23 protein-coding genes and 5 tRNA genes are annotated in these 22,621 nt (G+C 39.4%); 2 read left to right on the forward strand and 26 right to left on the reverse strand.

The genetic code is table 11. From position 1 onward, the window contains the following. The first annotated feature begins 235 nt into the window (after positions 1-235). Positions 236-1,819, forward strand: coding sequence for an ArnT family glycosyltransferase (locus tag VTHSUH11_RS03755; RefSeq protein ID WP_105092682.1), 1,584 nt, complete (start codon positions 236-238; stop codon positions 1,817-1,819). Positions 1,820-2,031: 212 nt separating this feature from the next. Here the strand turns inward: VTHSUH11_RS03755 and tnpA are convergent, their stop codons facing one another. From tnpA to hcp, 24 genes are all read right to left on the reverse strand, one after another. After that, positions 2,032-2,496 (reverse strand): IS200/IS605 family transposase, encoded by a 465-nt coding sequence (gene tnpA / locus VTHSUH11_RS03760; RefSeq protein WP_005375295.1) that lies wholly within the window; start codon positions 2,494-2,496, stop codon positions 2,032-2,034. A 187-nt stretch (positions 2,497-2,683) separates the two neighbouring features. Next, complete coding sequence (rplL, locus tag VTHSUH11_RS03765) at positions 2,684-3,052, reverse strand: 50S ribosomal protein L7/L12 (protein WP_009351212.1); 369 nt, start codon at positions 3,050-3,052, stop codon at positions 2,684-2,686. Positions 3,053-3,119: 67 nt separating this feature from the next. Beyond that, positions 3,120-3,626: a 50S ribosomal protein L10 gene (rplJ, locus tag VTHSUH11_RS03770; RefSeq protein ID WP_059364083.1), complete on the reverse strand. Its 507-nt coding sequence runs from the start codon at positions 3,624-3,626 to the stop codon at positions 3,120-3,122. Between the two features lie 174 nt (positions 3,627-3,800). Further along, a complete protein-coding gene (gene rplA, locus VTHSUH11_RS03775) occupies positions 3,801-4,511 on the reverse strand; it encodes a 50S ribosomal protein L1 (protein WP_105092683.1) in 711 nt (236 codons plus the stop codon). 76 nt (positions 4,512-4,587) lie between these two features. Beyond that, a complete protein-coding gene (gene rplK / locus VTHSUH11_RS03780) occupies positions 4,588-5,013 on the reverse strand; it encodes a 50S ribosomal protein L11 (RefSeq protein WP_004693535.1) in 426 nt (141 codons plus the stop codon). 100 nt (positions 5,014-5,113) lie between these two features. Beyond that, positions 5,114-5,650 carry a transcription termination/antitermination protein NusG gene (gene nusG / locus VTHSUH11_RS03785; RefSeq protein ID WP_005377143.1) on the reverse strand — a complete coding sequence of 179 codons (537 nt, stop codon included), beginning with the start codon at positions 5,648-5,650 and terminating at the stop codon, positions 5,114-5,116. 11 nt (positions 5,651-5,661) lie between these two features. Then, complete coding sequence (gene secE / locus VTHSUH11_RS03790; RefSeq protein ID WP_005377007.1) at positions 5,662-5,883, reverse strand: preprotein translocase subunit SecE; 222 nt, start codon at positions 5,881-5,883, stop codon at positions 5,662-5,664. Between the two features lie 40 nt (positions 5,884-5,923). Then, positions 5,924-6,073, reverse strand: a complete 150-nt coding sequence (gene rpmG, locus VTHSUH11_RS03795) for a 50S ribosomal protein L33 (protein ID WP_004693530.1) — start codon at positions 6,071-6,073, stop codon at positions 5,924-5,926. A gap of 270 nt (positions 6,074-6,343) precedes the next feature. Further along, on the reverse strand, positions 6,344-7,531 hold the full coding sequence (tuf, locus tag VTHSUH11_RS03800; RefSeq protein WP_105092678.1) for an elongation factor Tu: 1,188 nt from the start codon (positions 7,529-7,531) through the stop codon (positions 6,344-6,346). Positions 7,532-7,754: 223 nt separating this feature from the next. After that, positions 7,755-7,831, reverse strand: a tRNA-Met gene (locus tag VTHSUH11_RS03805). 5 nt (positions 7,832-7,836) lie between these two features. Further along, positions 7,837-7,912, reverse strand: a tRNA-Thr gene (locus tag VTHSUH11_RS03810). 32 nt (positions 7,913-7,944) lie between these two features. Further along, positions 7,945-8,020 (reverse strand) — tRNA-Met (locus VTHSUH11_RS03815). Positions 8,021-8,025: 5 nt separating this feature from the next. Continuing rightward, positions 8,026-8,110: transfer RNA gene (locus tag VTHSUH11_RS03820), tRNA-Tyr, on the reverse strand. Between the two features lie 10 nt (positions 8,111-8,120). After that, a tRNA-Thr gene (locus tag VTHSUH11_RS03825) sits at positions 8,121-8,196 on the reverse strand. A gap of 412 nt (positions 8,197-8,608) precedes the next feature. Next, positions 8,609-9,073, reverse strand: a complete 465-nt coding sequence (brxF, locus tag VTHSUH11_RS03830) for a BREX-3 system P-loop-containing protein BrxF (protein ID WP_105092684.1) — start codon at positions 9,071-9,073, stop codon at positions 8,609-8,611. Between the two features lie 26 nt (positions 9,074-9,099). Next, complete coding sequence (locus VTHSUH11_RS03835) at positions 9,100-10,434, reverse strand: hypothetical protein (protein WP_105092685.1); 1,335 nt, start codon at positions 10,432-10,434, stop codon at positions 9,100-9,102. After that, entirely contained in the window at positions 10,434-11,084 is a 651-nt protein-coding gene (gene hypB, locus VTHSUH11_RS03840; protein ID WP_059364597.1) for a hydrogenase nickel incorporation protein HypB, read from the reverse strand. Before hypB ends, VTHSUH11_RS03835 begins: the two co-directional genes overlap by 1 nt. Positions 11,085-11,091: 7 nt before the next feature. Beyond that, complete coding sequence (locus tag VTHSUH11_RS03845) at positions 11,092-11,433, reverse strand: hydrogenase maturation nickel metallochaperone HypA/HybF (protein WP_105092686.1); 342 nt, start codon at positions 11,431-11,433, stop codon at positions 11,092-11,094. Further along, complete coding sequence (locus VTHSUH11_RS03850) at positions 11,411-12,253, reverse strand: bifunctional 5,10-methylenetetrahydrofolate dehydrogenase/5,10-methenyltetrahydrofolate cyclohydrolase (protein WP_105092687.1); 843 nt, start codon at positions 12,251-12,253, stop codon at positions 11,411-11,413. The genes VTHSUH11_RS03845 and VTHSUH11_RS03850 overlap by 23 nt, the downstream gene beginning before the upstream one ends. Before the next feature lie 139 nt (positions 12,254-12,392). After that, the gene (locus VTHSUH11_RS03855; protein WP_105092688.1) at positions 12,393-14,342 is read right to left on the reverse strand and encodes a penicillin-binding protein; all 1,950 of its coding nucleotides are present in this window, start codon (positions 14,340-14,342) and stop codon (positions 12,393-12,395) included. Positions 14,343-14,363: 21 nt separating this feature from the next. Continuing rightward, entirely contained in the window at positions 14,364-15,776 is a 1,413-nt protein-coding gene (locus VTHSUH11_RS03860; protein ID WP_105092689.1) for a CCA tRNA nucleotidyltransferase, read from the reverse strand. 141 nt (positions 15,777-15,917) lie between these two features. Continuing rightward, positions 15,918-16,790 carry an L-serine ammonia-lyase, iron-sulfur-dependent, subunit alpha gene (gene sdaAA / locus VTHSUH11_RS03865; protein ID WP_105092690.1) on the reverse strand — a complete coding sequence of 291 codons (873 nt, stop codon included), beginning with the start codon at positions 16,788-16,790 and terminating at the stop codon, positions 15,918-15,920. Between the two features lie 9 nt (positions 16,791-16,799). Further along, positions 16,800-17,462, reverse strand: a complete 663-nt coding sequence (gene sdaAB / locus VTHSUH11_RS03870) for an L-serine ammonia-lyase, iron-sulfur-dependent subunit beta (protein WP_105092691.1) — start codon at positions 17,460-17,462, stop codon at positions 16,800-16,802. Between the two features lie 284 nt (positions 17,463-17,746). Beyond that, positions 17,747-19,312 carry a hydroxylamine reductase gene (gene hcp / locus VTHSUH11_RS03875; protein ID WP_105092692.1) on the reverse strand — a complete coding sequence of 522 codons (1,566 nt, stop codon included), beginning with the start codon at positions 19,310-19,312 and terminating at the stop codon, positions 17,747-17,749. A gap of 311 nt (positions 19,313-19,623) precedes the next feature. Here hcp and VTHSUH11_RS03880 point away from each other — a divergent pair, with 311 nt between their 5' ends. Continuing rightward, positions 19,624-20,349, forward strand: a complete 726-nt coding sequence (locus VTHSUH11_RS03880) for a Crp/Fnr family transcriptional regulator (RefSeq protein ID WP_105092693.1) — start codon at positions 19,624-19,626, stop codon at positions 20,347-20,349. A gap of 70 nt (positions 20,350-20,419) precedes the next feature. Here VTHSUH11_RS03880 and VTHSUH11_RS03885 read toward each other — a convergent pair whose 3' ends face one another. Together VTHSUH11_RS03885 and VTHSUH11_RS03890 are read right to left on the reverse strand one after the other, a co-directional pair. Beyond that, positions 20,420-21,886: an LPO_1073/Vpar_1526 family protein gene (locus tag VTHSUH11_RS03885; RefSeq protein WP_105092694.1), complete on the reverse strand. Its 1,467-nt coding sequence runs from the start codon at positions 21,884-21,886 to the stop codon at positions 20,420-20,422. 12 nt (positions 21,887-21,898) lie between these two features. Further along, entirely contained in the window at positions 21,899-22,450 is a 552-nt protein-coding gene (locus VTHSUH11_RS03890) for a TIGR01440 family protein (protein WP_105092695.1), read from the reverse strand. Positions 22,451-22,621 lie beyond the last annotated feature (171 nt).

Raw genomic sequence — 22,621 nt, forward strand, 5'->3', positions numbered from 1 at the left:
TTGTATAAAATGGTCTTTTATTGACTTCATTATATCATGTATTTTGTATACACAAAAGTCATTTAAACTATTCCTATAAAACAATATTCTATATAATGTAACAAAACAGCTCTATGATGCTATTATTCTATTATATGAATATAAATTATAGTACAATAAGATATATTACTAAAAGGAGTTGATTATAATAACATTCAATCATACAACAAGAATTATAGCACTATTCTTCATAACAATGATAAGCTATGGATTTTTTAATGCCTATCTTTCAATTACAGATCCGGTAGAGTCAAATTATGTGCTATCAGCCATAACCATGTTAAAACATAATTCATGGATATCTCCCATGATATATGATCAAGTATGGTATGATAAACCACCGCTTACCTATTGGGCACTCATGATCTGTTATAAAGTATTCGGCGTTTCCGATTTTGTATCACGAATCCCAAGTACAGTAATTGCTGCGGCTAGTGTATCCTTTATATATCATCTAGTATACAAAATAAAACAATCTATCTCCGTTGCCATTGCTAGCGCGCTACTATTAATGACCACATTACAATTTTGGTACATATCACATGCAATAGTCACTGATGGATTTCTATTTTTCTTTAGTCTTGCTATCTTTGGATATTCCTATTTAGCATTTGCCAATAATGACAAACGTTCAATTCTGAAAGCCTATATAGCTGCTGCATTTGCCGTTTTGGCTAAAGGTCCTATCGGTTTAATATTACCAGGATTTATACTCATACTATTTGTTCTAGCACGATGGTTTACACACAAAAGTACGACAGATTCTACATTACCAAAGGATATTAAATTACTTTTTAATCCATGGGGTATTCTCCTATTTACAGTGATTGCTTTACCTTGGTACTTGGCCATGTATGCTATCCATGGTTCTGAATTTATTAATGGTTTCTTCGGACTTCACAATGTGGATCGAGCACTTGTATCGGAGCATCCAAAATTCAATGTATGGTATTATTACCTAATTATCGTTCCACTTTCACTATTACCATGGACACCAGCAGTATTCTATAGATTAAAACAGATTAACTGGAAAGATGATTTAGACTTATTGAGCATCATATGGTTTACCATCATCATCCTATTCTATTCGTTGGTAGCTACAAAATATTTAACCTATACATTCCCTGCCATAATTCCATGTGTAATTTGGGGTGGCACTGCTGCCGTGGATATATTGACTAATGGATCTAATCGTTTAAAAAATATAATCATCATCCCAGTTATTATATTTTTCATTCTTTTTACTGGTGCTAGTCTCTATATGCCAACACTTTCAGCAACGCCGATGGTAATTGGATTGTTACTTTTAGCGGTAGTATTTATTATATATCGGTCTATCATCAAAACAAGAGTAAACTTGACCATTTTATACTCTCTAGCACTAGTCATCTTGTATGCAGCAATTACAGTGACAGTGCCCCCTGTGTTAATGGCCCAATCAGGCTTACAATTTAAACCATATATAGAACATAGCACTCAACCTATTTACATATATGGAACATACTATACATCCATTGTATATTACACAGACATTACCCCAACACAAGTATTCGTAAAGACCACAGACGATCCTCGCTGGACAAAGGGCAAAACATTAATGCCATCCATTACAGAATCAGAATTCCTTGAAGCACTTACAAATACACAACAAGGAATTATTATCGTACCTAACCGATACAAAAAAGAATTTGAAGAATCACCAGCTTCGCTTTACACTAAAGAAATCGGTAAAACTGAAAATACAAAAATTTATCAATTAAAAGAAACTATTACATTTTAAATAGCGTGCCCTCTTGGGCACGCTATTTACATGTTTATAGCCAGATATGCCTTTTGAACGCAAGAGAAATCATAACCACCCGTAGAACGGGTGGTTTGCTCTGACCCTATAAGGGTCTTTCTCTAGTGGTAGCCCTCTAAAGAGGGCTTTGAATGATCTGACAACCACTCTATTACCACTGGCTGCCCCCTACTCGGGGGCTTTTATTTTGCCTATTTTACCGGCTCACCCGTAAACGGGTCGGTATATTCTTTAAAGTTTAATGTATCTTGTGCTATATCTTCTTGTAATTGATTGCGAATATACTCTTTTATCGCTCCTTCGTATCTTCCCACTGTATCCACATAATATCCTCTACACCAGAAATGTCTATTTCCATACTTATATTTTAAATTTGCGTGTTTATCGAATATCATGAGGCTACTTTTGCTTTTTAAATATCCCATAAAACTTGATACACTTAAATGTGGTGGAATCGTTACTAACATATGAATATGATCCGGACAGCATTCTGCCTCTATAATCTCTACATTTTTTCTATTACATAAATCTCTTAAAATTTTACCTACATCAGCTTTTATCCGACCATAAATTATTTGTCTTCTATACTTTGGTGCAAAAACAATATGATATTTACATCTCCATTTACTATGTGATAAGCTTTTTACGTCATTCATTGACATTGAACCTCCTATGTTGAAATGTTGTGGTTGCCAGACCAACTTCATTTTACCACTAGGAGGTTCTTTCCTTTTCTCTAAGAATTTTTTACCGACCCCCAGTTTAACTGGGGGTTTAGTCATGCCTATTCGGCGTACAAGCAAAAAAGGCGTACCCTTAGGTACGCCTTTAATATGGCTAGAATTATTTCAATTCTACAGTTGCGCCAGCTTCTTCCAATTGAGCTTTCAAAGCTTCAGCTGCTTCAGTAGCTACGCCTTCTTTTACAGGTGCAGGAGCGCCGTCAACGATAGCTTTAGCTTCTTTCAAGCCAAGACCAGTTGCTTCACGAACAACTTTGATTACGTTGATTTTGGATGCGCCAGCATCTTTCAAGATTACGTCGAAAGAATCTTTAGCTGCGCCAGCACCAGCGTCGCCAGCTGCTGCTACTGCTACAGGAGCTGCTGCAGTTACGCCAAATTCTTCTTCAATTGCTTTTACAAGATCATTAAGTTCAAGAATAGTTGCTTCTTTCAATTCAGCAACGATGTTTTCAATGTTCAATGCCATTTTAGATTTCCTCCATAAAATAGTTTATTGTATCAGTCCTAAGCGACCAATGGATAATTCGCAGATATTATTCTGCAGCTTCTGCTGGTTGAGCTTCTGCAACAGCTTTGACAGCGTATGCAACGTTGCGAACAGGAGCTTGCAATACGGAAAGCAACATGGAAAGCATACCTTCGCGGTTTGGAAGATTTGCAATTGCTTTGATGCCAGCTGCGTCCATAACTTCGCCTTCAACGATACCAGCTTTTACAGTTACAACTTCTTTGTCTGTAGCTTTGATGAATTGTTCGATTACACGAGCAGGTGCAACAGCATCTTCTTTAGAAGTAGCCAACGCAGTTGGACCTTCTAAATGCTCAGAGAAACCTTCAAGATTCAATTCGTTTGCAGCGATACGAGTCAAAGTATTTTTGATTACTTTGTATTCAACACCTTCAGCCAACATTTTGCGACGAAGATCAGTTGCTTGCGCAACAGTCAAACCAGAGTAACCAATCAATACAGCACCTTTTGCTTCAGAAAGAGTTTCTTTCATTTGAGCAACAATTGCTTTTTTTGATTCAGTGACAGCCATTAGATTACCTCCTTATAGATTTTGTGGTGCTCTATGTACTATCTTAGCGTAAAAAACGACCCCATCGCACGCGATGAGGTCGAACTAGTCCTAGGTTGTTCTAGTGTCAGCCTCAGCGGGCGGATTTTCATCCATTATACATACCAGCCGTCTACAGCTAAGAGACATATGTGATTATTGCTCTTTTGTAACGTTGCTCAATTTGAACACGTTCAAAGGCACACCAGGGCCCATTGTAGCGGACAAGGTTACAGATTTAATGTATTGACCTTTAGCTGCTACAGGTTTAGCCTTGATAATAGTATCAACGATTGTACGGTAATTGTCAAGTAATTTTTCATCATCGAAAGACGCTTTACCGATAGAGCAAGAAATGATACCTGCTTTATCAGTACGGTATTCGATTTTACCAGCTTTGATTTCGTTTACTGCACGAGCAACATCTGGAGTTACTGTACCAACTTTAGGGTTTGGCATCAAGCCTTTAGGACCCAAGATTTTACCAAGACGGCCAACTTGACCCATCATGTCTGGTGTAGCAACTACTACGTCAAAGTCGCTCCAACCACCTTGGATTTTAGCTACTAACTCTTCAGAACCTACAAAATCTGCGCCAGCTTCTTCAGCCAATTTAATGTTGTCGCCTTTAGCGAACACAAGAACGCGTTTAGTTTTGCCAGTACCATGAGGCAATACTACTGCACCACGAACTTGTTGATCAGCGTATTTAGGGTCGACATTCAAGTTGAAAGCGATTTCAACTGTTTCATCGAAATTTGCAGTTGCAGTTTTCTTAACTAACTCAATTGCTTCTACTGGTTCGTAGAACTTACCAGCTTCAATAAGTTTTACTGCTTCAGCGTATTTCTTACCTACTTTTGCCATTATAATATCCTCCTTATGTGGTCAAACGGGAATTCCCTCCCACCGATTTGCGCCTTATGCGCAAGTCGTACGCTTATTAGTCAACGATTTCAATGCCCATGCTGCGAGCAGTACCTTCTACCATGCGCATACCTTGTTCTACGGTGTTAGCATTCAAGTCAGGCATTTTCAATTCAGCAATTTCACGAACTTTATCGCGACCTACTTTTGCTACTTTATCACGGTTAGGTACACCAGATCCTTTTGGGATACCTGCAGCTTTTTTCAATAATACTGCAGCTGGTGGAGTCTTAGTGATGAAGTCGAAGCTACGATCTTCATATACATTAATAACTACTGGAATAATCAAGCCAGCTTGTTTAGCAGTACGTTCGTTGAATTCTTTTGTGAAAGCAACGATATTAACGCCTGCTTGACCTAGTGCAGGACCAACTGGTGGTGCTGGAGTAGCTTTAGCGGCTTCAATTTGTAGTTTTACTTGTTTAACTAATTTCTTAGCCATGGGTAATTAAACCTCCTATGCTTATACTGTGGTGGTAACGGATAAATATCCTCCCACTGGCAACCAAAATCGATTGCTCTTTTAGAGTTATATTTATATATTAAAGAGCTTTTTCAACTTGAGAAAACTCTACCTCTACCTCTGTATCTCGATTGAACATTTCTACATTAAGTTTCAATGTTCCTTTTTCAGGGTTAATTTCGGTAATAACACCTAGTCTATCTTCAAAGGCACCGGATGTAATGCGAACCGTTTCACCAACCTCTACATCGACATTGATTGTTGGTTTCTTATCCAAGCCCTGAGACTTAAGTATATGTTCTACTTCGGAATCAGAAAGTGGAACTGGTTTTGTAGCGGAACCAACGAAACCCGTTACACCTGGTGTGTTGCGCACAACATACCAAGAGCGGTCGTTAACTTCCATCTCAACCAATACGTACCCAGGAAAAATTTTACGTTTTACTACTTTTTTAACCCCATCTTTTTCATCTATTTCATCTTCAAGAGGTACTAGTATTCTACTAATTACATCCTGCAAACCCATAGATTGAACCTTAAGTTCTAGAGTGGTTTTAACTTTATTTTCGTAGCCTGAATAGGTATGAATTACATACCACTTCTTATCTGCTTCCATGTAATGGCCCCCTATCCAACAATCCGCAACAACATATTAATTAGTTGAGCAAAAATCGCATCAAACACATAGATGAGTAAGGCAATAAAGATTGTTACCAAAAATACTACAATTGTGTAATTGATGAGCTCTTTTCTTGTTGGCCAGACTACTTTTTTCAGTTCAGCCTTAACACCGCGGAAGAATTTACCAAAACCGCCACGTTGTTGAACTGCTGAGTTAGACTTTGCCATTTGTTCACATCCTCAAATCAACAGGTAATGAATGATAAGATTATTTTGTTTCACGGTGTAATGTATGTTTACCGCAGAATTTGCAATATTTCATCATTTCAATACGATCAGGATTGTTTTTCTTATTCTTGTTCGTTTGGTAGTTACGTTGTTTGCAATCTGTGCAAGCTAAAGTAATGGCATTACGCATCCGGACACACCTCGCTTTATATTTACTAACTTGTCTCTTGTACTCGAAAACACTCGACTACATACTAAAAAACTATATCATACGTAGCAAGCGATGTCAAGATTTTAAGCAACTCAAAAAAGCCAGGCACATCTGCCTGACATGGATAGTATAACAAAGAATGATATTTTTTGTCTAGAAAGAAGTCCATGCCTTTTCTTCATTTTTATTATGCATAAAAAAGGGACCCCACAGGGTCCCTTTTTAGAATCTATGATTCAATTATGAAGATTAACCTTCGATTGCTGTTACTACGCCAGCGCCTACAGTGTGGCCACCTTCGCGGATCGCGAAACGAAGACCTTCTTCGATAGCGATTGGAGTGATCAATTCGATATCCATTGTTACGTTATCGCCAGGCATACACATTTCTACACCTTCAGGAAGGTTTACAACACCTGTTACGTCTGTTGTACGGAAGTAGAATTGTGGACGGTAGTTGGAGAAGAATGGAGTATGACGGCCACCTTCTTCTTTAGTCAAAACGTATACTTCTGCTTTGAACTTAGTGTGTGGTTTGATGGAACCTGGTTTAGCCAATACTTGACCACGTTCGATGTCTTTACGGTCAACACCACGAAGCAATGCACCAACGTTGTCACCTGCTACTGCAGAATCCAAAGTTTTACGGAACATTTCAAGACCAGTTACTACGTAGGAGTCAGCTTTTTCTTTCAAGCCTACTACTTCTACAGTGTCACCTACGTTTACTTGACCACGTTCAACACGGCCAGTTGCTACTGTACCACGACCAGTGATTGTGAAAACGTCTTCCACAGGCATCAAGAAAGGTTTGTCAGTATCACGAACTGGTGTTGGGATGTAGGAGTCTACAGCGTCCATCAATTCGTCGATTTTAGCTACATATTGAGCATCGCCTTCCAAAGCTTTCAAAGCGGAACCTACAACGATAGGTACTTCGTCGCCAGGGAATTCATAGGAGGAAAGAAGTTCACGAACTTCCATTTCTACCAATTCGATCAATTCTTCGTCGTCAACCATGTCAGCTTTGTTCAAGAATACTACGATTGCAGGAACACCAACTTGGCGAGCCAACAAGATGTGTTCGCGAGTTTGTGGCATAGGGCCATCAGCTGCGGAACATACCAAGATAGCGCCGTCCATTTGAGCCGCACCAGTGATCATGTTTTTAACATAGTCAGCATGGCCTGGGCAGTCAACGTGTGCATAGTGACGGTTAGCAGTTTCGTACTCAACGTGTGCAGTGTTGATTGTGATACCGCGTTCACGTTCTTCTGGAGCTTTATCGATCATGCTGTAATCTTGGAAGTCAGCTTGGCCTTTTTCAGCCAATACTTTTGTGATTGCAGCAGTCAAAGTAGTTTTACCATGGTCAACGTGACCGATAGTACCAATGTTAACATGCGGTTTCGTACGTTCAAATTTTTCTTTTGCCATTAGGAAATAATCCTCCTTCACAAAAACAAAATACTTTTATAGTAATACTATAATATAATAACCTAATTTAATCAACGGAATATACATTCCTACAGAATATTATATCATAATCTATAAAGATCAATAAACAAAAAATCATATCTAAGTTACAAATGTGTGTAGTTAGATATGATTCATTATTTAAATATAGATATAAAAAAAGCCTCACCAACGTGAGGTTTAATGGTGGCGGCACACGGATTTGAACCGCGGACACACCGGGTATGAACCGATTGCTCTAGCCAACTGAGCTATGCCGCCATGTATGGAGCTAGTGACCGGGATTGAACCGGTGACCTTATCCTTACCAAGGATACGCTCTGCCGACTGAGCTACACCAGCACAATGAACGTTCACTTCACTGCGAATATTTGTGGTTGCGGGGACAGGACTTGAACCTGCGACCTTCGGGTTATGAGCCCGACGAGCTACCAACTGCTCCACCCCGCTATAGATGGTGGAGGGAGAAGGATTCGAACCTTCGAAGTCGAAGACGGCAGATTTACAGTCTGCTCCCTTTGGCCGCTCGGGAATCCCTCCAGAAATAAAATGGAGCTGGCGATAGGAATTGAACCCACAACCTGCTGATTACAAGTCAGCTGCTCTACCTATTGAGCTACGCCAGCATCATTACGACAAAATGTATTGTAACATCCGCCTCACTAAGTGTCAAGAACTTTTTAAAAACTTTTTTAAAGTTTTTTCGTTCATTGCGGTGTCCCTTAGTGCTATATCAATATATCATGAAAGTTTTTTCGATGCAAGTATTTTTTTGAATTTTCTTCAATTTCATTTTTTCCTCATAGGAAATCATAAATACAGGTACATAATCGCTAATATAGCCACTATAATTCTATAATATCCAAAAGTAGATAAAGACGAACGGTTAAGGTACCACAAGAATACACTCTGTTATACCTTCTACAACACCTAAAATAAGGGCAATTATATATTAATCCATGATATCCACCCACCTTTTTATATGCGGTCATAACTCATGGCAATATATAATGCCCTCATCAATCAATATAACTGTAATTAGTCAATAACCATGACACGCTCAGGTTTTGTAATAGTAACCACTGCATGTTTTGAATCATTATTGTGTTCTAAGTACAATTGATCACCTTCAAGATGACCACGCCAACCTACAACAATCGGATATGTTTTACTAATGGTCTTTAATAGTTCAAGAGGATTTAAGTTTAAAATAGGAGCAAATAATACATTAATACCATCTAAAAGAAGTACTTCCGTATCACTACGACTTAATGCACGGCGAATAACATCTTCTGCAAGTTTTGGACGTTCATCACGAGGAACCAACAAAAATTCTTCTTCAATAAGTTGTTTGGCTTCTAAATATTTCCACCCTTTTTGCTCTGATAACTCACGAATTAACAAACTTTTACCAGAACCAGGGCCACCAACGATGAACAATATACGCTCATCACCATTTTGAATTTGTTCCCACCGTTCTTTCACATCTTGTACAGTAACCATATCCTTGCCTCCTCACTTAAGATGACCTACTTAACAGGTCGGTCAGATAACATCACTGATTTGATATATTGATTTTTATCATCTAAGGCGAACTGTAAATAAGAATTACTCGACCTTGGATTTTTATACTCATACACCGTTGCAGTGCCTGTATTTGTTGCAGACTCCACTATACGCGTCGGCATACCATATACGAATAGCAATAGATATTTTGTATCGCCCATGGCAATACCACGACGTGTCGGTGTATAGACGTTTAACAACACACGATTAATAAGCGACTTATCATCTACGCTAACGCCATACTCATTATAGCCAATGAATGTAGCACCAAATAGCATTCCTTGAGTTCTCCACTCTGCATCTGCATCATTCACAAAATGTTGATTCAATCGTAAACCACGCAACACAAAATCATCGTCACTCAATTGCCCAGCATGGAAATGATACATCGGAGCCTTTGGCAATCCGAAACGGGTCCAAACCTGTCCATCCAAAATATCAACAGCCTCTATCACATTATTTTTAACGGTGAAAGCCACATAGGATTTTCCGTTTTGAATAGAATCTGGAGATTGGCTATTATTATTTGTATTCGCTACGAGAGAAGTAAATTCCTTTTTTTCTGTCCATGAATTTTCCGCATGACCTTCATATAAAAAGATATATGATTCATCGGATTGGTTCCGCCACATCGCATTAGGACTACCATAAGAGAAAATCATCTCCATGCGGGAACTACCTACACCAATATCACGAACAGTAACCAAGCCTTTTTCTGTAGTATGTAAATTAGTAATAGTACCTACAGGAAATAAGTACGTAGCACCTTGTCCACGCAACTGATTCCCTTCTAGACGTGATTTATCCGGTCCAGTATACACCGTTATATCCATATCTTTTTCATGATACGTTGTAAATACACCTTTCACGGTCTTTTTAGTAGTAGCACTAGGCTTATATACATCACCAACGCGATATACAGGACCTACACTCGCAGTATCCTCGTCCGATTTCAAAGCTAAACTGTAGTCATCTTCTACACCAAGAGCTGGTAAATTATTAGATGTATACGAATGTCCTATATCAGCTAAATTATTTTTTGAATCCTGTGGCATAACACCATCATTTTCGCTAGCAGCCTGCCAATATTGCAAAGAATCACCAAAAGCAGTAACTGCTAATTGTTCAGCTAGCCATCCACTTTTTGAGCGACTATCTGCAGCAGGTTCTTTCACAACAACTATAGTATTCTTGATTTCTGGCACCGTTGTTTCCGCATCAACAGCCCCTACCGATACAGTTCCCATTGCACTTAGCACGGCTATAGTCAATGCTGCATGAGATAAGATTTTTTTCATTATCGACTCTCCATTTGTTTTCTAAGCCATGTTAACCATGGTACCAGACCATCTTTAACGGTACAACTGATTTCAAACACTTGGCCTTGAGGATTTAAATTACGAATATCTTTGATTGCCTTTTCCTTATCGAATGGTACATATGGTAAAAGATCAATCTTATTGAGCAATATAGCCTTTGATTCTTTAAAGATAAGTGGATATTTTAAGGGCTTATCTTCACCTTCTGTAACAGACAACACTGTGACTTTCACAGCCTCACCTATATCGAATTCTGCAGGGCATACTAAATTCCCAACATTTTCTATAATTATCATATCTAATGCATCTAGATCTAAATCAGATATAGCATCTTGAATCATATTAGCATCTAAATGACAGCCACCTACCGTATTGATTTGAATGACAGGTACCCCCAGAGCATGAATGCGCTCAGCATCTTTAGAGGTAAATAAATCGCCTTCAATAACAGCCACATTATAATCTTTTGCTAAATCTTGTAATGTTGCTTCTAATAACGACGTCTTACCCGCACCTGGAGAGCCCATTAAATTAAATACAAAGATATGTTTTTCTTTAAATATTTGTTGCAACGATGATGCAATGGCATCATTTTTTGCCAATACATTTGTTTTTACTTCTACTTGCATATATACCTCAATCTATATCAATAGATGTCACTTGTAGTTCTCGACCACCTATAGTGTTCACAAGACGACTTTCACAATGAGGACAGATAAATTTATAGTCTTGCACATCAAAAATAGTATCACAATCTAAACATTGTCCTGTAATAGGGATGGTGTGAATGTCGATTTTAGATGTTTCTGCCGGAGTACCTTTTGTTACCGCATCCCAGCAAAAGGACAATGCATCAGGTTCTACGCCACTCATTAAACCTAAATCAAGTTGTACGGAATGAATGATAGATGCATCATTATTTCTCATTGTTTCTAAAGCGATATCTAAAATCCCCTCAGCGATTGACATTTCGTGCATGATACGCCTCATAAACTGCTTCCAACATCATCGTCGTTGTAACGGAACCAACGCCACCAGGAACCGGTGTCATAGCAGATGCAACATTACTCACCGCATCATAATCAACATCGCCTACTGTTTTACCATCTAGCTCATTGATACCTACATCAATAACAACGGCACCAGCCTTTACCATGTCTGCTGTAATCATATGTGCACGGCCAGCTGCAGCGATTACGATGTCCGCCTCTTTAACATGACACGCCAAATCAGTCGTACGCGAATGACAGATGGATACTGTAGCATGACGTTCAAGAGCCATCAACGCTACTGGTTTACCAATAACTTGACTGCGACCCACAACAACTACATGTTTTCCTTCTAAAGAAATCCCATAATGATCTAATATAGCTAAACAAGCCTTAGCTGTACAAGGTGCAAAACCACCTTTACTAGCTGTTACGAGGCCAATATTATAGGTCGTAAGACCATCGATATCTTTTTTAGGACTTAAAGCATCAATTAATTGCTCCGTATCGATATCCTTTGGCATCGGCATAAGTGGCAAAATACCATGTACTGCATCATCGTTATTTAATGACATCAATGCTTCATATACCTCTTCGTGACTTGCTGTACTAGGTAGTTGAGTGCGCACAAATCCATAGCCAAAATTCTTGGCTGTTTTTTCCATAAAATCAGCATACATGTTTGCACCATGATCATCACCAACAAGTAATACCGCCATTGTAATAGTACCCGCTTCAAGGTTTGTCATTTTTTCTTGTAAAACAGCTTTATGTGCATCAGCTACAGCTTTACCACGTAATTCAATCATAGTTATCTCCATTCCATTATACGCTATACAGAATTCTTATATAAAAAGGTGCCTATAGAGGCACCTTTAGTAATCTCTTATTCTATTATATAACGCTTTGTCTATAGTTGTAGGTTTAATTCCTATACTATATAAGTCATCAATGACTAAATTGGACGACAATAGCGGTACCGGGAGACACCACTGTTCCTGGCGGTTGCTCTTGTGAAACCGCAGTCCCTGTACCATCAGGTTTAAAGTACAAGCCTGCCGTATGCAACCAATCGCGTACCGCCCCAAATGTATATCCTCTAAAGTCTGGCAATACTACATCACCATCACTATTTGGTTTTACTGACGGAAGTTTTGCTACTGGCGAGGCTACAACTGTAGCACCATCTTTAACAGATGGCGACATTTGATAGTATCTAACCAATTGAGACATGATATTTTTAAATACTGGGGCCGCAATTTGACCACCATAGATAGAACCTTTTTGAGGGTCATCAATAGCAACAAGAACTACAAACTTAGGATCTTCTACTGGACCAAATCCAATAAAGGATGCTATATAATGGCCTGCTAAATAGCCGCCTCGTTTAGTATCGAGCTTTTCGGCAGTACCTGTTTTACCTCCAAAGTGATAGCCTTCTACCAAAGCTTTTGAACCGCCCCCCTCAGACACTTCTTTTTCAAGAATATCCGCAATTATTTTTGCCGTTTCCTCTGGTATCGGTTGCCCCACTACTTCCGGATCAGTAGTACTCGTAATATCTCCCTTAACATTACTATAGGATTTAATAATGTGAGGCCGCATCATCTTACCACCATTAGCTACAGCTCCAAAAGCACGTACCATTTGTAACGGAGTAACCGCAATCCCTTGTCCAATAGACATAGTAGCTACATCAAGCTTACTCATGTCTTCTGGTTCGTATAAGATACCTGCACCCTCACCAGGCAATTCAATACCTGTTGTAGAACCAAATCCATAATCACGAACATATTTAGACAATATATCTGCACCAGTAGTCGTACCGATTTCAGCCATACCGGTATTGATGGAGAACTTCAAAATATCGATCAATTTAACAGGGCCATAGCCTTCACCATTCCAGTTTTGCATCACATGTCCATTGGCTACAAAGGCGCCCTTATCGTTATACACTTGATCTAGTTTCCATTTGCCAGATGCTAATGCGGCAGATGCGATAAGAGGCTTAAATGTGGAACCTGGTTCATACAAATTAGTTACTGCAATATTCTTAAACGCTTCGTCAGAACTTTGACTATAATGATTAGGGTCATATGTAGGGCGATTGGCCATCGCTAAAATCTCCCCTGACTTAGGGTCCATAACGATAACACTCGCATGTTTAGCCCCCGTATCCTCCATCGCTTTATCCAGAGCTCGCTCTGCAATAAATTGAATACTTGCATCGATAGTTAAGGTCACACTTTTACCTTTATCAGGCAAATATTTGGACAACACCGAGCCAAAAATAGCATTCCCGTTTCTATCGGTCGCAACGAGTTCCTTTTGAATACCGCCTTTTAATTCATCGTCAAGTACCATCTCAAGACCATCAAGACCTTTATCATCGGTTCCAACAAAGCCTAATACTTGAGCTGCTAAATTACCATTTGGATAATATCGCTTTGATTCCTCTACGAAATTAAGACCTTTTAGCTTTTTCTCCTTAATCAACTGAGCTATAGCCTTCGATTTTTCTGGTTCCATCATACGGTCAATCCACACAAAGGCTGTATCCTCTTGTAAGGATTTCACAATATCCCCTTTTGCCATCGTTACATAAGGCTCAATAAGGTCAGCAATTTCATCGGTGGGTCTATCAATCATCTTCGGATCTGCATACAAGGATTTTGTAACAACGCTCATCGCTAATGGTCGGCCATTACGGTCATAAATCGTACCGCGAGGAGATTGTAATTTTCTATCCACCTGTACTTGGCTCAAATTCTTAGCCTGCAAATCAGACTTATCTATAATTTGTAAAAAGAATAAACGCCCTACCAAAACAACGGCAATACATAGGAGTACGCGCACCGTATATTCAATTCGCTTATTATCGTTCCCTGAAATATTCATTATGGTCTCCCACTAAAAGTATTAATATGATGTGCGTTGCAACTTATGAATAATTGCATCATACAAATCATCAGGTTCATTTTTAACAACGCCATTTTGTACTTGTTGCATCAAATACTGTAGACATTGCGCTATATTTTCACCACACGCTGCAAGAACGCGCTTATCATATCGTAAATCCTTTGTATGAACAGGCATCTCCAAGCTCAAATCCGCCATACATTCTCCAAAGGCCAAAGTACCATCTGTAACAGAATACGGTTTCCCACAACCGAGAACATCGGCTGCACACACCTTAGCCAACTGTTGCCACGCTTCACGCATGCCTTGACTATCCCTAAATTCACCGCTACGAGCTTCCTTGCGAATCCATTTTTTCTCATCTGCCTCTTCATTTTGAACAAAGAAATGAAAACGCATATGATTCTTAACAATCCAAGATACACGACTGGCAAATTTTTTATTATACCCAAGGCGAATCAATATGTCATAAGCCATCTGAGATCCTAGATTATCATGTCCACGGTCCGTATAACGTCCATTAATAACTTGTCTAATACTAGGCATCCCCTTTGCTACATCATGCAACAAAGCACCCCAACGGAGTGTCAAATCAGGTTCTGTTTCAGATACGACTGCTAATGTATGATACCATCCATCAAACTCATGAAATGCCTTTTCTTGTGGCAAACCCACTAGATGATATAACTCAGGTAAAATAGGAATTACTCTACTTTCCCCATTTTCCACCATGCGACAGGTACATTCAGCCAAACGAGATTGTACGAATACATCTAAGCCCTTTGCCACTGCAGGTTCTAATAATAGACGATCTAATTCACTTCGCACGCGTTCTAGTGAAAGTCCCGATACGCGATGAAACGCTGTTGGTATTGCCTTTAATAATGCTTTATCAGGCATAAAATCGAGTTTTGCGATAAAGCGACAAGCTCTAAACAAACGCAACGCATCCTCTTGAAAACGTTCCTCAGGATTACCGATAGTGCGTAGCACCTTATGTTTAATATCATGACGTCCGCCAACAAGGTCTATAATCTCCTTATAGCGATTCATAGCCATACCATTAACAGTAAAATCACGACGCTTCACATCTTCTTCGAGTGTATCTGCATAGACGATCTTCTCTGGACGATGACTATCCACTCCATAACATTCACTACGATACGTAGCAACTTCATAATGTTTATCCCCCACAGTAGCCACTACTACACCGAAGGTTTTCCCTATAAGCCCCTTTGTCTCAATACCAGCATTAGCTAAAACAGACATAACTTGTTCTGGTCGGGCAGATGTAACGATGTCAAAATCGTGAGGCTCCACATGCATGAGCATATCTCGTACTGCACCGCCGATAATGAAAGCTTCAAAGCCCGCTTCTTCTAAAATTGTCAGCAAACGGATAGCCTGTTCCATACATCCACCCTCCCTTCTATTCATCTTTTTATTGTACTACAAATACGATAACGAAAAAAGGTTCACATGGTCATGTAAGACAGTTTTGATCTTACCCAAACTATGTGAACCTATATATTATATAGTAGTTTATACTAGCTTTTATAAAGAACGCACCTTTTCAGCTATTGCTAAGCCAGTTTCCGTAACGGCCAACCCTCCATCACTAGTTTCACGAAGAGCTGCTGGCATTGCACGCCCAATATTATTCATGGCCTCAATAACTTCATCCGGTGGAATTTGACTTTCAATACCAGCCAATGCAAGCTCAGCCGCTGTAATGGCATGAACAGCATAGACACCATTCCGTTTAACGCAAGGCACCTCGACGAGCCCTGCCACTGGATCACATGCAAGGCCTAATAAATTTTTCATACAAAGTGCAACAGCATGACCAACCTGACGAGCAGTCCCACCCATCATTTCTACTATAGCAGCGGCAGCCATACAAGCTGCAGTACCAACTTCGGCTTGGCAGCCACCGACCGCACCTGCTACACAAGCTCGATTGGACACCACATTACCTACGCCTGCTGCAGCAAGAAAACCTTTCACCAATGTAGGTGTATCAAGTTCATAATGCTCCGCTACAGCCTGAACCGCACCTGGCATGACACCACAAGAACCAGCCGTAGGACAGGCTACGACCTTAAACATCTTCGCATTAGCTTCATTGACCGCAATAGCATACGACATAGCTTTATACGAAATATCACTCATGAATAGTGGTTTTCTTGCAATTAAACGAGCGGCCTCACCACCGGACATATTGGATTGGGTTCGTTTCAAATTACGTAACCCATCCTTGATAGAAGCCTTAAAAATATCTAAGCGATGTTTGATTTCTTTAGTAATCTCCTTTTCATTACGATCATACTGTTCCAATTCAGTGCGCATAACCACATCTCCAAAAGACAGGTTATGCTCTTCGCTAAGTCGGATAATATCAGCTATCGTTTCATAAGCGTAACTCATCATATCCTCCTACAAAGCCTCAAAAGTCATTACATCTTGAATGCCTGGACACTCACGCATAAACTGTACAGTAATAGGGTTAACAACAGAATCGGTGGTAATAACCATAACCGCATCTTTATATTTACCCTTTCTAAAAACACGCATAGACGCAATATTGATGTCAGATTCACTTAAAGCCTGACTAATGAGCGAAATGGCACCAGGCTTGTCCTCATGAAATACAACAAGTGTAAATTCATCGCCTGTAATAGACATATCATTGCCGTCTACTTCGGTAATCATAATTTGACCACCACCGATGGAACGTCCTACTACAGACATATGACGCCCTTTTTCACCATACAAATCAAACTTCACTACATTAGGATGACCTATATCGAGTGGTGATTCGATGAAAGTATAATCTAAACTAGCTTCATCAGCTAATTCCTTCCCATTACGAATTCGCTTGTCGTCCTCTTTAAAACCTAATAATCCACCTAACAAGGCACGATCTGTACCATGACCTTTATATGTTTTTGCAAATGACCCATACAAGGTCATTTCAACCTTCTTCGGCGTATTCCCAAATATACAACGAGCCATCTTGCCAAGCCGTGCTGCACCAGCGGTATGCGAACTAGATGGGCCAATCATAACGGGGCCGATAATATCAAAAATACTGTTCATAATGAACCTCTATACATATATAAATAAAGATATAATCTAATTCTTATCTATAGTATAGCAATCAATATCGAGGCTTGTCTATATGCACAATAGAGGTATGTTTGTCCACTGTCGACAAACATGTTTGTTCACCCTCTCCATTAAAACCTTTATATACAATTTTATATAATTAAGACAAAAAAGGCTATACCATCCGAAGATGGCATAGCCTAATTTATATAGCAACAACCCGAATCATATAAGAGAGAGGGGATTAGGGCCGCTGTTATCAGGTTTTAATCCGATTAGCCCAAGATAGCTTTCATATCAGCTTCTGGAGTTGTAATTGGATGTAATTGGAATTTTTCCACCAAAATGTTCAATACATTGCTGGAGAAGAATTTAGGCAAGGAAGGTCCGATATAGATGTTGCGGATACCCAATGCCAACAATGTTAACAAGATACATACTGCTTTTTGTTCGTACCAAGACAATACCAAGGTTAATGGCAAGTCGTTTACGTCACATTCAAAGGCACCAGCCAAAGCTACTGCTACTTGAATAGCAGAGTAAGCATCGTTACATTGACCCATATCAAGGATACGAGGGATACCACCGATTTCACCGATGTTAAGGTCGTTGAAGCGGAATTTACCGCAAGCCAATGTCAATACTACAGTATCATCTGGAGTTTGTTTTACGAATTCTGTGTAGTAGTTACGGCCTACTTTAGCACCGTCACAACCACCAACTAAGAAGAAGTGTTTGATTGCGCCAGCTTTTACAGCGTCGATTACTTTATCAGCAATACCCAATACTGTACCGTGACCGAAACCAGTAGTTACTTCGTGACCACCATTGATGCCAGTGAATTCTTGGGCTTCTTTGTAACCACCCAATTCGATGGCGCGTTCAATAACAGCGGAGAAGTCTTTAGTGCCATCAGCTTTTTCTTCTACATGTGCACAGCCGTCGAAACCTACCATATCTGTAGTGAAGATATTTGCTCTGTAGTTTTCTTTTGGTGGCATAATGCAGTTTGTAGTGAACAAGAATGCGCCAGGAACGTCAACGAATTCTTTTTGTTGATTTTGCCATGCAGTACCGAAGTTACCTTTCAATTGAGGATGTTTTTTCAATTCAGGGTAAGCGTGACAAGGTAACATTTCACCATGAGTATAGATGTTTACACCTTTACCATCAGTTTGTTCCAACAATTGATTCAAGTCGTGAAGGTCATGACCAGTTACAACGATGAAAGGACCTGGTTCTACAGTCAAAGGTACTGTAGTTGGTACTGGAGTACCATATGTTTCAGTATTAGCTTTATCAAGAACAGCCATACATTTCAAGTTGATTTCACCGAATTCCATCAAAAGACCAAGCCATTCTTCAGCGCTGTGATCTTTTGCCATTTCTACTAGACCTTTAACGAACCAAGCGTCAACGTCAGCATCGTGGAAACCAAGGCGAGCAGCATGCCATGCGTATGCAGCCATACCACGCATACCTAACAATAATGTGGAACGAAGGGATACGATATCTTCTTCACCTTTCCACAATTGTTCCCAATCGAAGTTTTGTTGAGTGCTATCCACTTGTGCATGATAAGCGTTTACTTCGTCGATGAATTCTTGAACGCGGTCTTCAGAGAAGTTTACGTTTGTTACACACATGAACAAACCACGCATTAAATAGTCAACGCCTTCTTTAGTTTGGCCTTTTACGTCTAAAGCGCGTGCTAAACCAACTAAAGCAGCAGTTAATTCGTCTTGTAAATTAGCAACTGGTGCAGTTTTACCACATACACCTTGTACAGTACAGCCGCCTGGAGCTGCAGATTGTTCGCATTGATAACAGAACATGCTCATTTAAATCCTCCTTTGCGAGACTTTCTCGCATTCAAGCTAATTGTTATAAACCTTATACGATACACTGATTAATATCAGGTTCTGATTGATTACATTGAAAGTATATCGTAAAGGTGATACAATTTCTGTAGCTTGAGCAACAATAAAAAAACTTTTTCAAAAATTTCCTGACTCCTCTTTTGGAACAGGCTGCTCACAAGAGCATATATAATTATTTTACAATACTCATTACAAATTACCTATAAAAAGCATCACACCATACGATGTATAATTCGGGCTAAAATAGCTATATACTATATTAGGAGGCACACATGATTAAACAAGTTCTATCCGATGACATTATCAAACAATACTTACCAATCTTAACAGCTTGCCCTCTATTCAATACATTGGGTATACCAGAATTAACGAGCTACTTACATAATGCAAAAGTGATTATAAATAATTACAAAAAGAACGACTTTATCGCTATTTCAGGAGATCCTATGGAAGGAATTGGCGTTATCTTGGAAGGCAGTGCTATTCTTACGCGTGAAAATGTGCTAGGCCAACGAGTTATCATGGCCAATTTAGAGGCATCCTCTATTTTTGGGGAAGCCTTGCTATTTAGTAAGCATCCACTTTGGCCAGCCACCATAAAAGCGTTAAAACCAACAAAAATTATGTTTATACCACTCGAAACATTTATCGAAACATTACCAGATTGCCATCAATGCCAAACCAAAATCCTTTCTAATCTATTAGAGGATTTATCGGAAAAAGCATTGCTTCTTACCAAAAAAGTTCATTATTTAACATTAAAGGGTATGCGTGAAAAAATTTACGCATATCTTACAGATATATATACGATGCAACACAGTGAAAAATTGGTTTTACCTCATAATCGCGAACAAATGGCGGAAGCCCTCAACGTTTCACGTACTGCGTTAAGCCGTGAGCTTGGAAGATTGCGCGACGAGGGTATCATTGAAATCAATGGCCGCCATGTGACATTATTAGACCCTCAACAAATTGTAGAATTTGGATTTAACAATTAAATACAGCGTGTACACAACACAAAACCGCCTAGGCATAGCCTTAGGCGATTTATTGTATATATGTATAGAATTAGAACCAATGAGATAAATCAAATTCTTCCCCAATGGTTGCTTTCACATGAGCTCGACCTAAATAGAGGCCTAGCAAGGTAAGTGAAATAGAGCACATAGGACTCGCATCATAGACGCTAGCTAAATCAGAAAGAACCGGACTAATATCATCCATGATTTGACGCGCCTCTTCACCTCTAAACGCAGTAGGCTTACTCTTCATCAAAGCTAGGAGATCACGTTGTATCATCGCATCAGAAATACGTGCTTCTCTAAAGAAGCGCGGTGCTAATGATTCATCAACGACAGCAAGTTTATACAGATTAGAATTTAAGCTACGTACCACAAATCTAGGATCTACACCGCGACCATCAGTAGCACGGAATAATTCTTCCTTCGTAAAACCACGATAGTTAAATACGAATGGATACGAATTTCCCAACAGTTGCGTCAAGGACACCGGTTCGCGTTCTTGCTGTGTACAACGCAAGTAATCAAGTTGACGATAGAACGATTGATCATAAGGCAAATCAGAAATAAATGGCTCAATATATTTCTCTACATAATGTTGGAAATGAATACGACCATAATTGTTAGAGTTTCTAGAGTACTGCAACAGCAAAGTCAATGCCATGACTTGGAAGTGGCCAAGTGTAAGATGTGGCAAAACACGCAATGCATCAAAGGCCACCAAATACGGCGTGCTAGACTTAGGCGATTGTACTACATCTAAAAAAGCCTCTAGGGCAGCCGTCTTCATCCACGGAGTTGGAGTACCCGCATAGGCTTTTTGCATCGACATTAATGCTTCTTGAATTACAATATTTTGCAATAGTAAATTAACTTCACTGCCTTTAGTGATTCCTAATGCAATTAAAGCATCTCGTGTAATCTCACTAACAACATGCATCGTATCATTTTGAACAACACCAAAAGCATGAACAAAAGGCTCGACCGCCATAGCGACACGTTTATCCGCTTGCGCAATTTGAGCCCATGGACCACTCACCTCTGGTTCTACCTCTTCTTCTATATTACCCAAATGTTCATTGATTTCATCAGCATTAAACATTCTTGTTTCTTCTAAAGCAGATGGGCCTTGTGGTTGTGCAACCTCGCTAGACTCATTGCCAAACATTTGCGTTGCATCCGCTTCAAATTGACTGGTAGCAGACATCATATCTGGAGATTCACCTAAGGCAATCGTATCCTCTGTAGAACTATCGACTACAGGAATTTCCAATGTTTGCTCTGTAATAATTTCATCCTCAACAGCATATACGTCAACGCCATCATGGGGTTGTTTTTGCGTTACATGTATTGTTTCTTCTTCATATACATTTTGCTCACGCACATCTATGTGTGAAACATCTTTTTCTAGATTTGTTTCATTATCACTTTCACTCTTATTAAAAACTGCATAACACACAGCAAAGAAACCGAGTATCACAACAGCTAATACAACATATGGAATAAGCCCAGACATTATCTTCTCCTCTTACAATAATGCGTCATTATAAACGGCGCGACTACCGCCAATACTCTTAGGTCGAACGCGACAAGCTGTCACATGAGCTTCCCCAATTTTCTTAATGTCTAAACGCACAGGAACTGCTACATGTTTCATATGCATACCTATGAAAGTATCCCCAATATCAATACCAGCATCAGCTTGTATAAATTCAACAACAACAGGGTCTTTAAAGCGATTATAAGCCGTCACTGCCATAGCACCACCTGCATGAATTTGAGGTACTACATTACATTCTTCTTCCCAAGTTAGCGCGTCTCGTTCCATTACGAGCGCACGATTCAAATGTTCACAACATTGAACAGCTAAGTGTAACCCTTTATCTGTTACAAACTTGTATATTTCATCAAATAATACAGCAGCTACATCCTCATGTGAATCTGTGCCGATCTTCTTACCACACACTTCACTAGTCGAACAACCAACTACCAATAATTGTCCTTCACGTACCTTTGCTACTGTTAATATTTCATCTATAGCAGCATGCACCTCTTGTCTAATTGTTTCAATAGAATGCATTATATCGCCCCTTTTTTAATATTCAAATATATAATTATATTATCATAAAAAATATGTCTTTTATAGACCAAACTATGTTGTAACTGTGTGAAATTCCTTTAATAAACCTGATATAACCTGTAACTATACGGTTTTATATGAAAACAACAAAAAGAGGCTCGCGAAAGCAAG

It is taken from the genome of Veillonella tobetsuensis (genome assembly GCF_002959935.1).
In the GTDB taxonomy this organism is placed as follows: domain Bacteria; phylum Bacillota; class Negativicutes; order Veillonellales; family Veillonellaceae; genus Veillonella; species Veillonella tobetsuensis.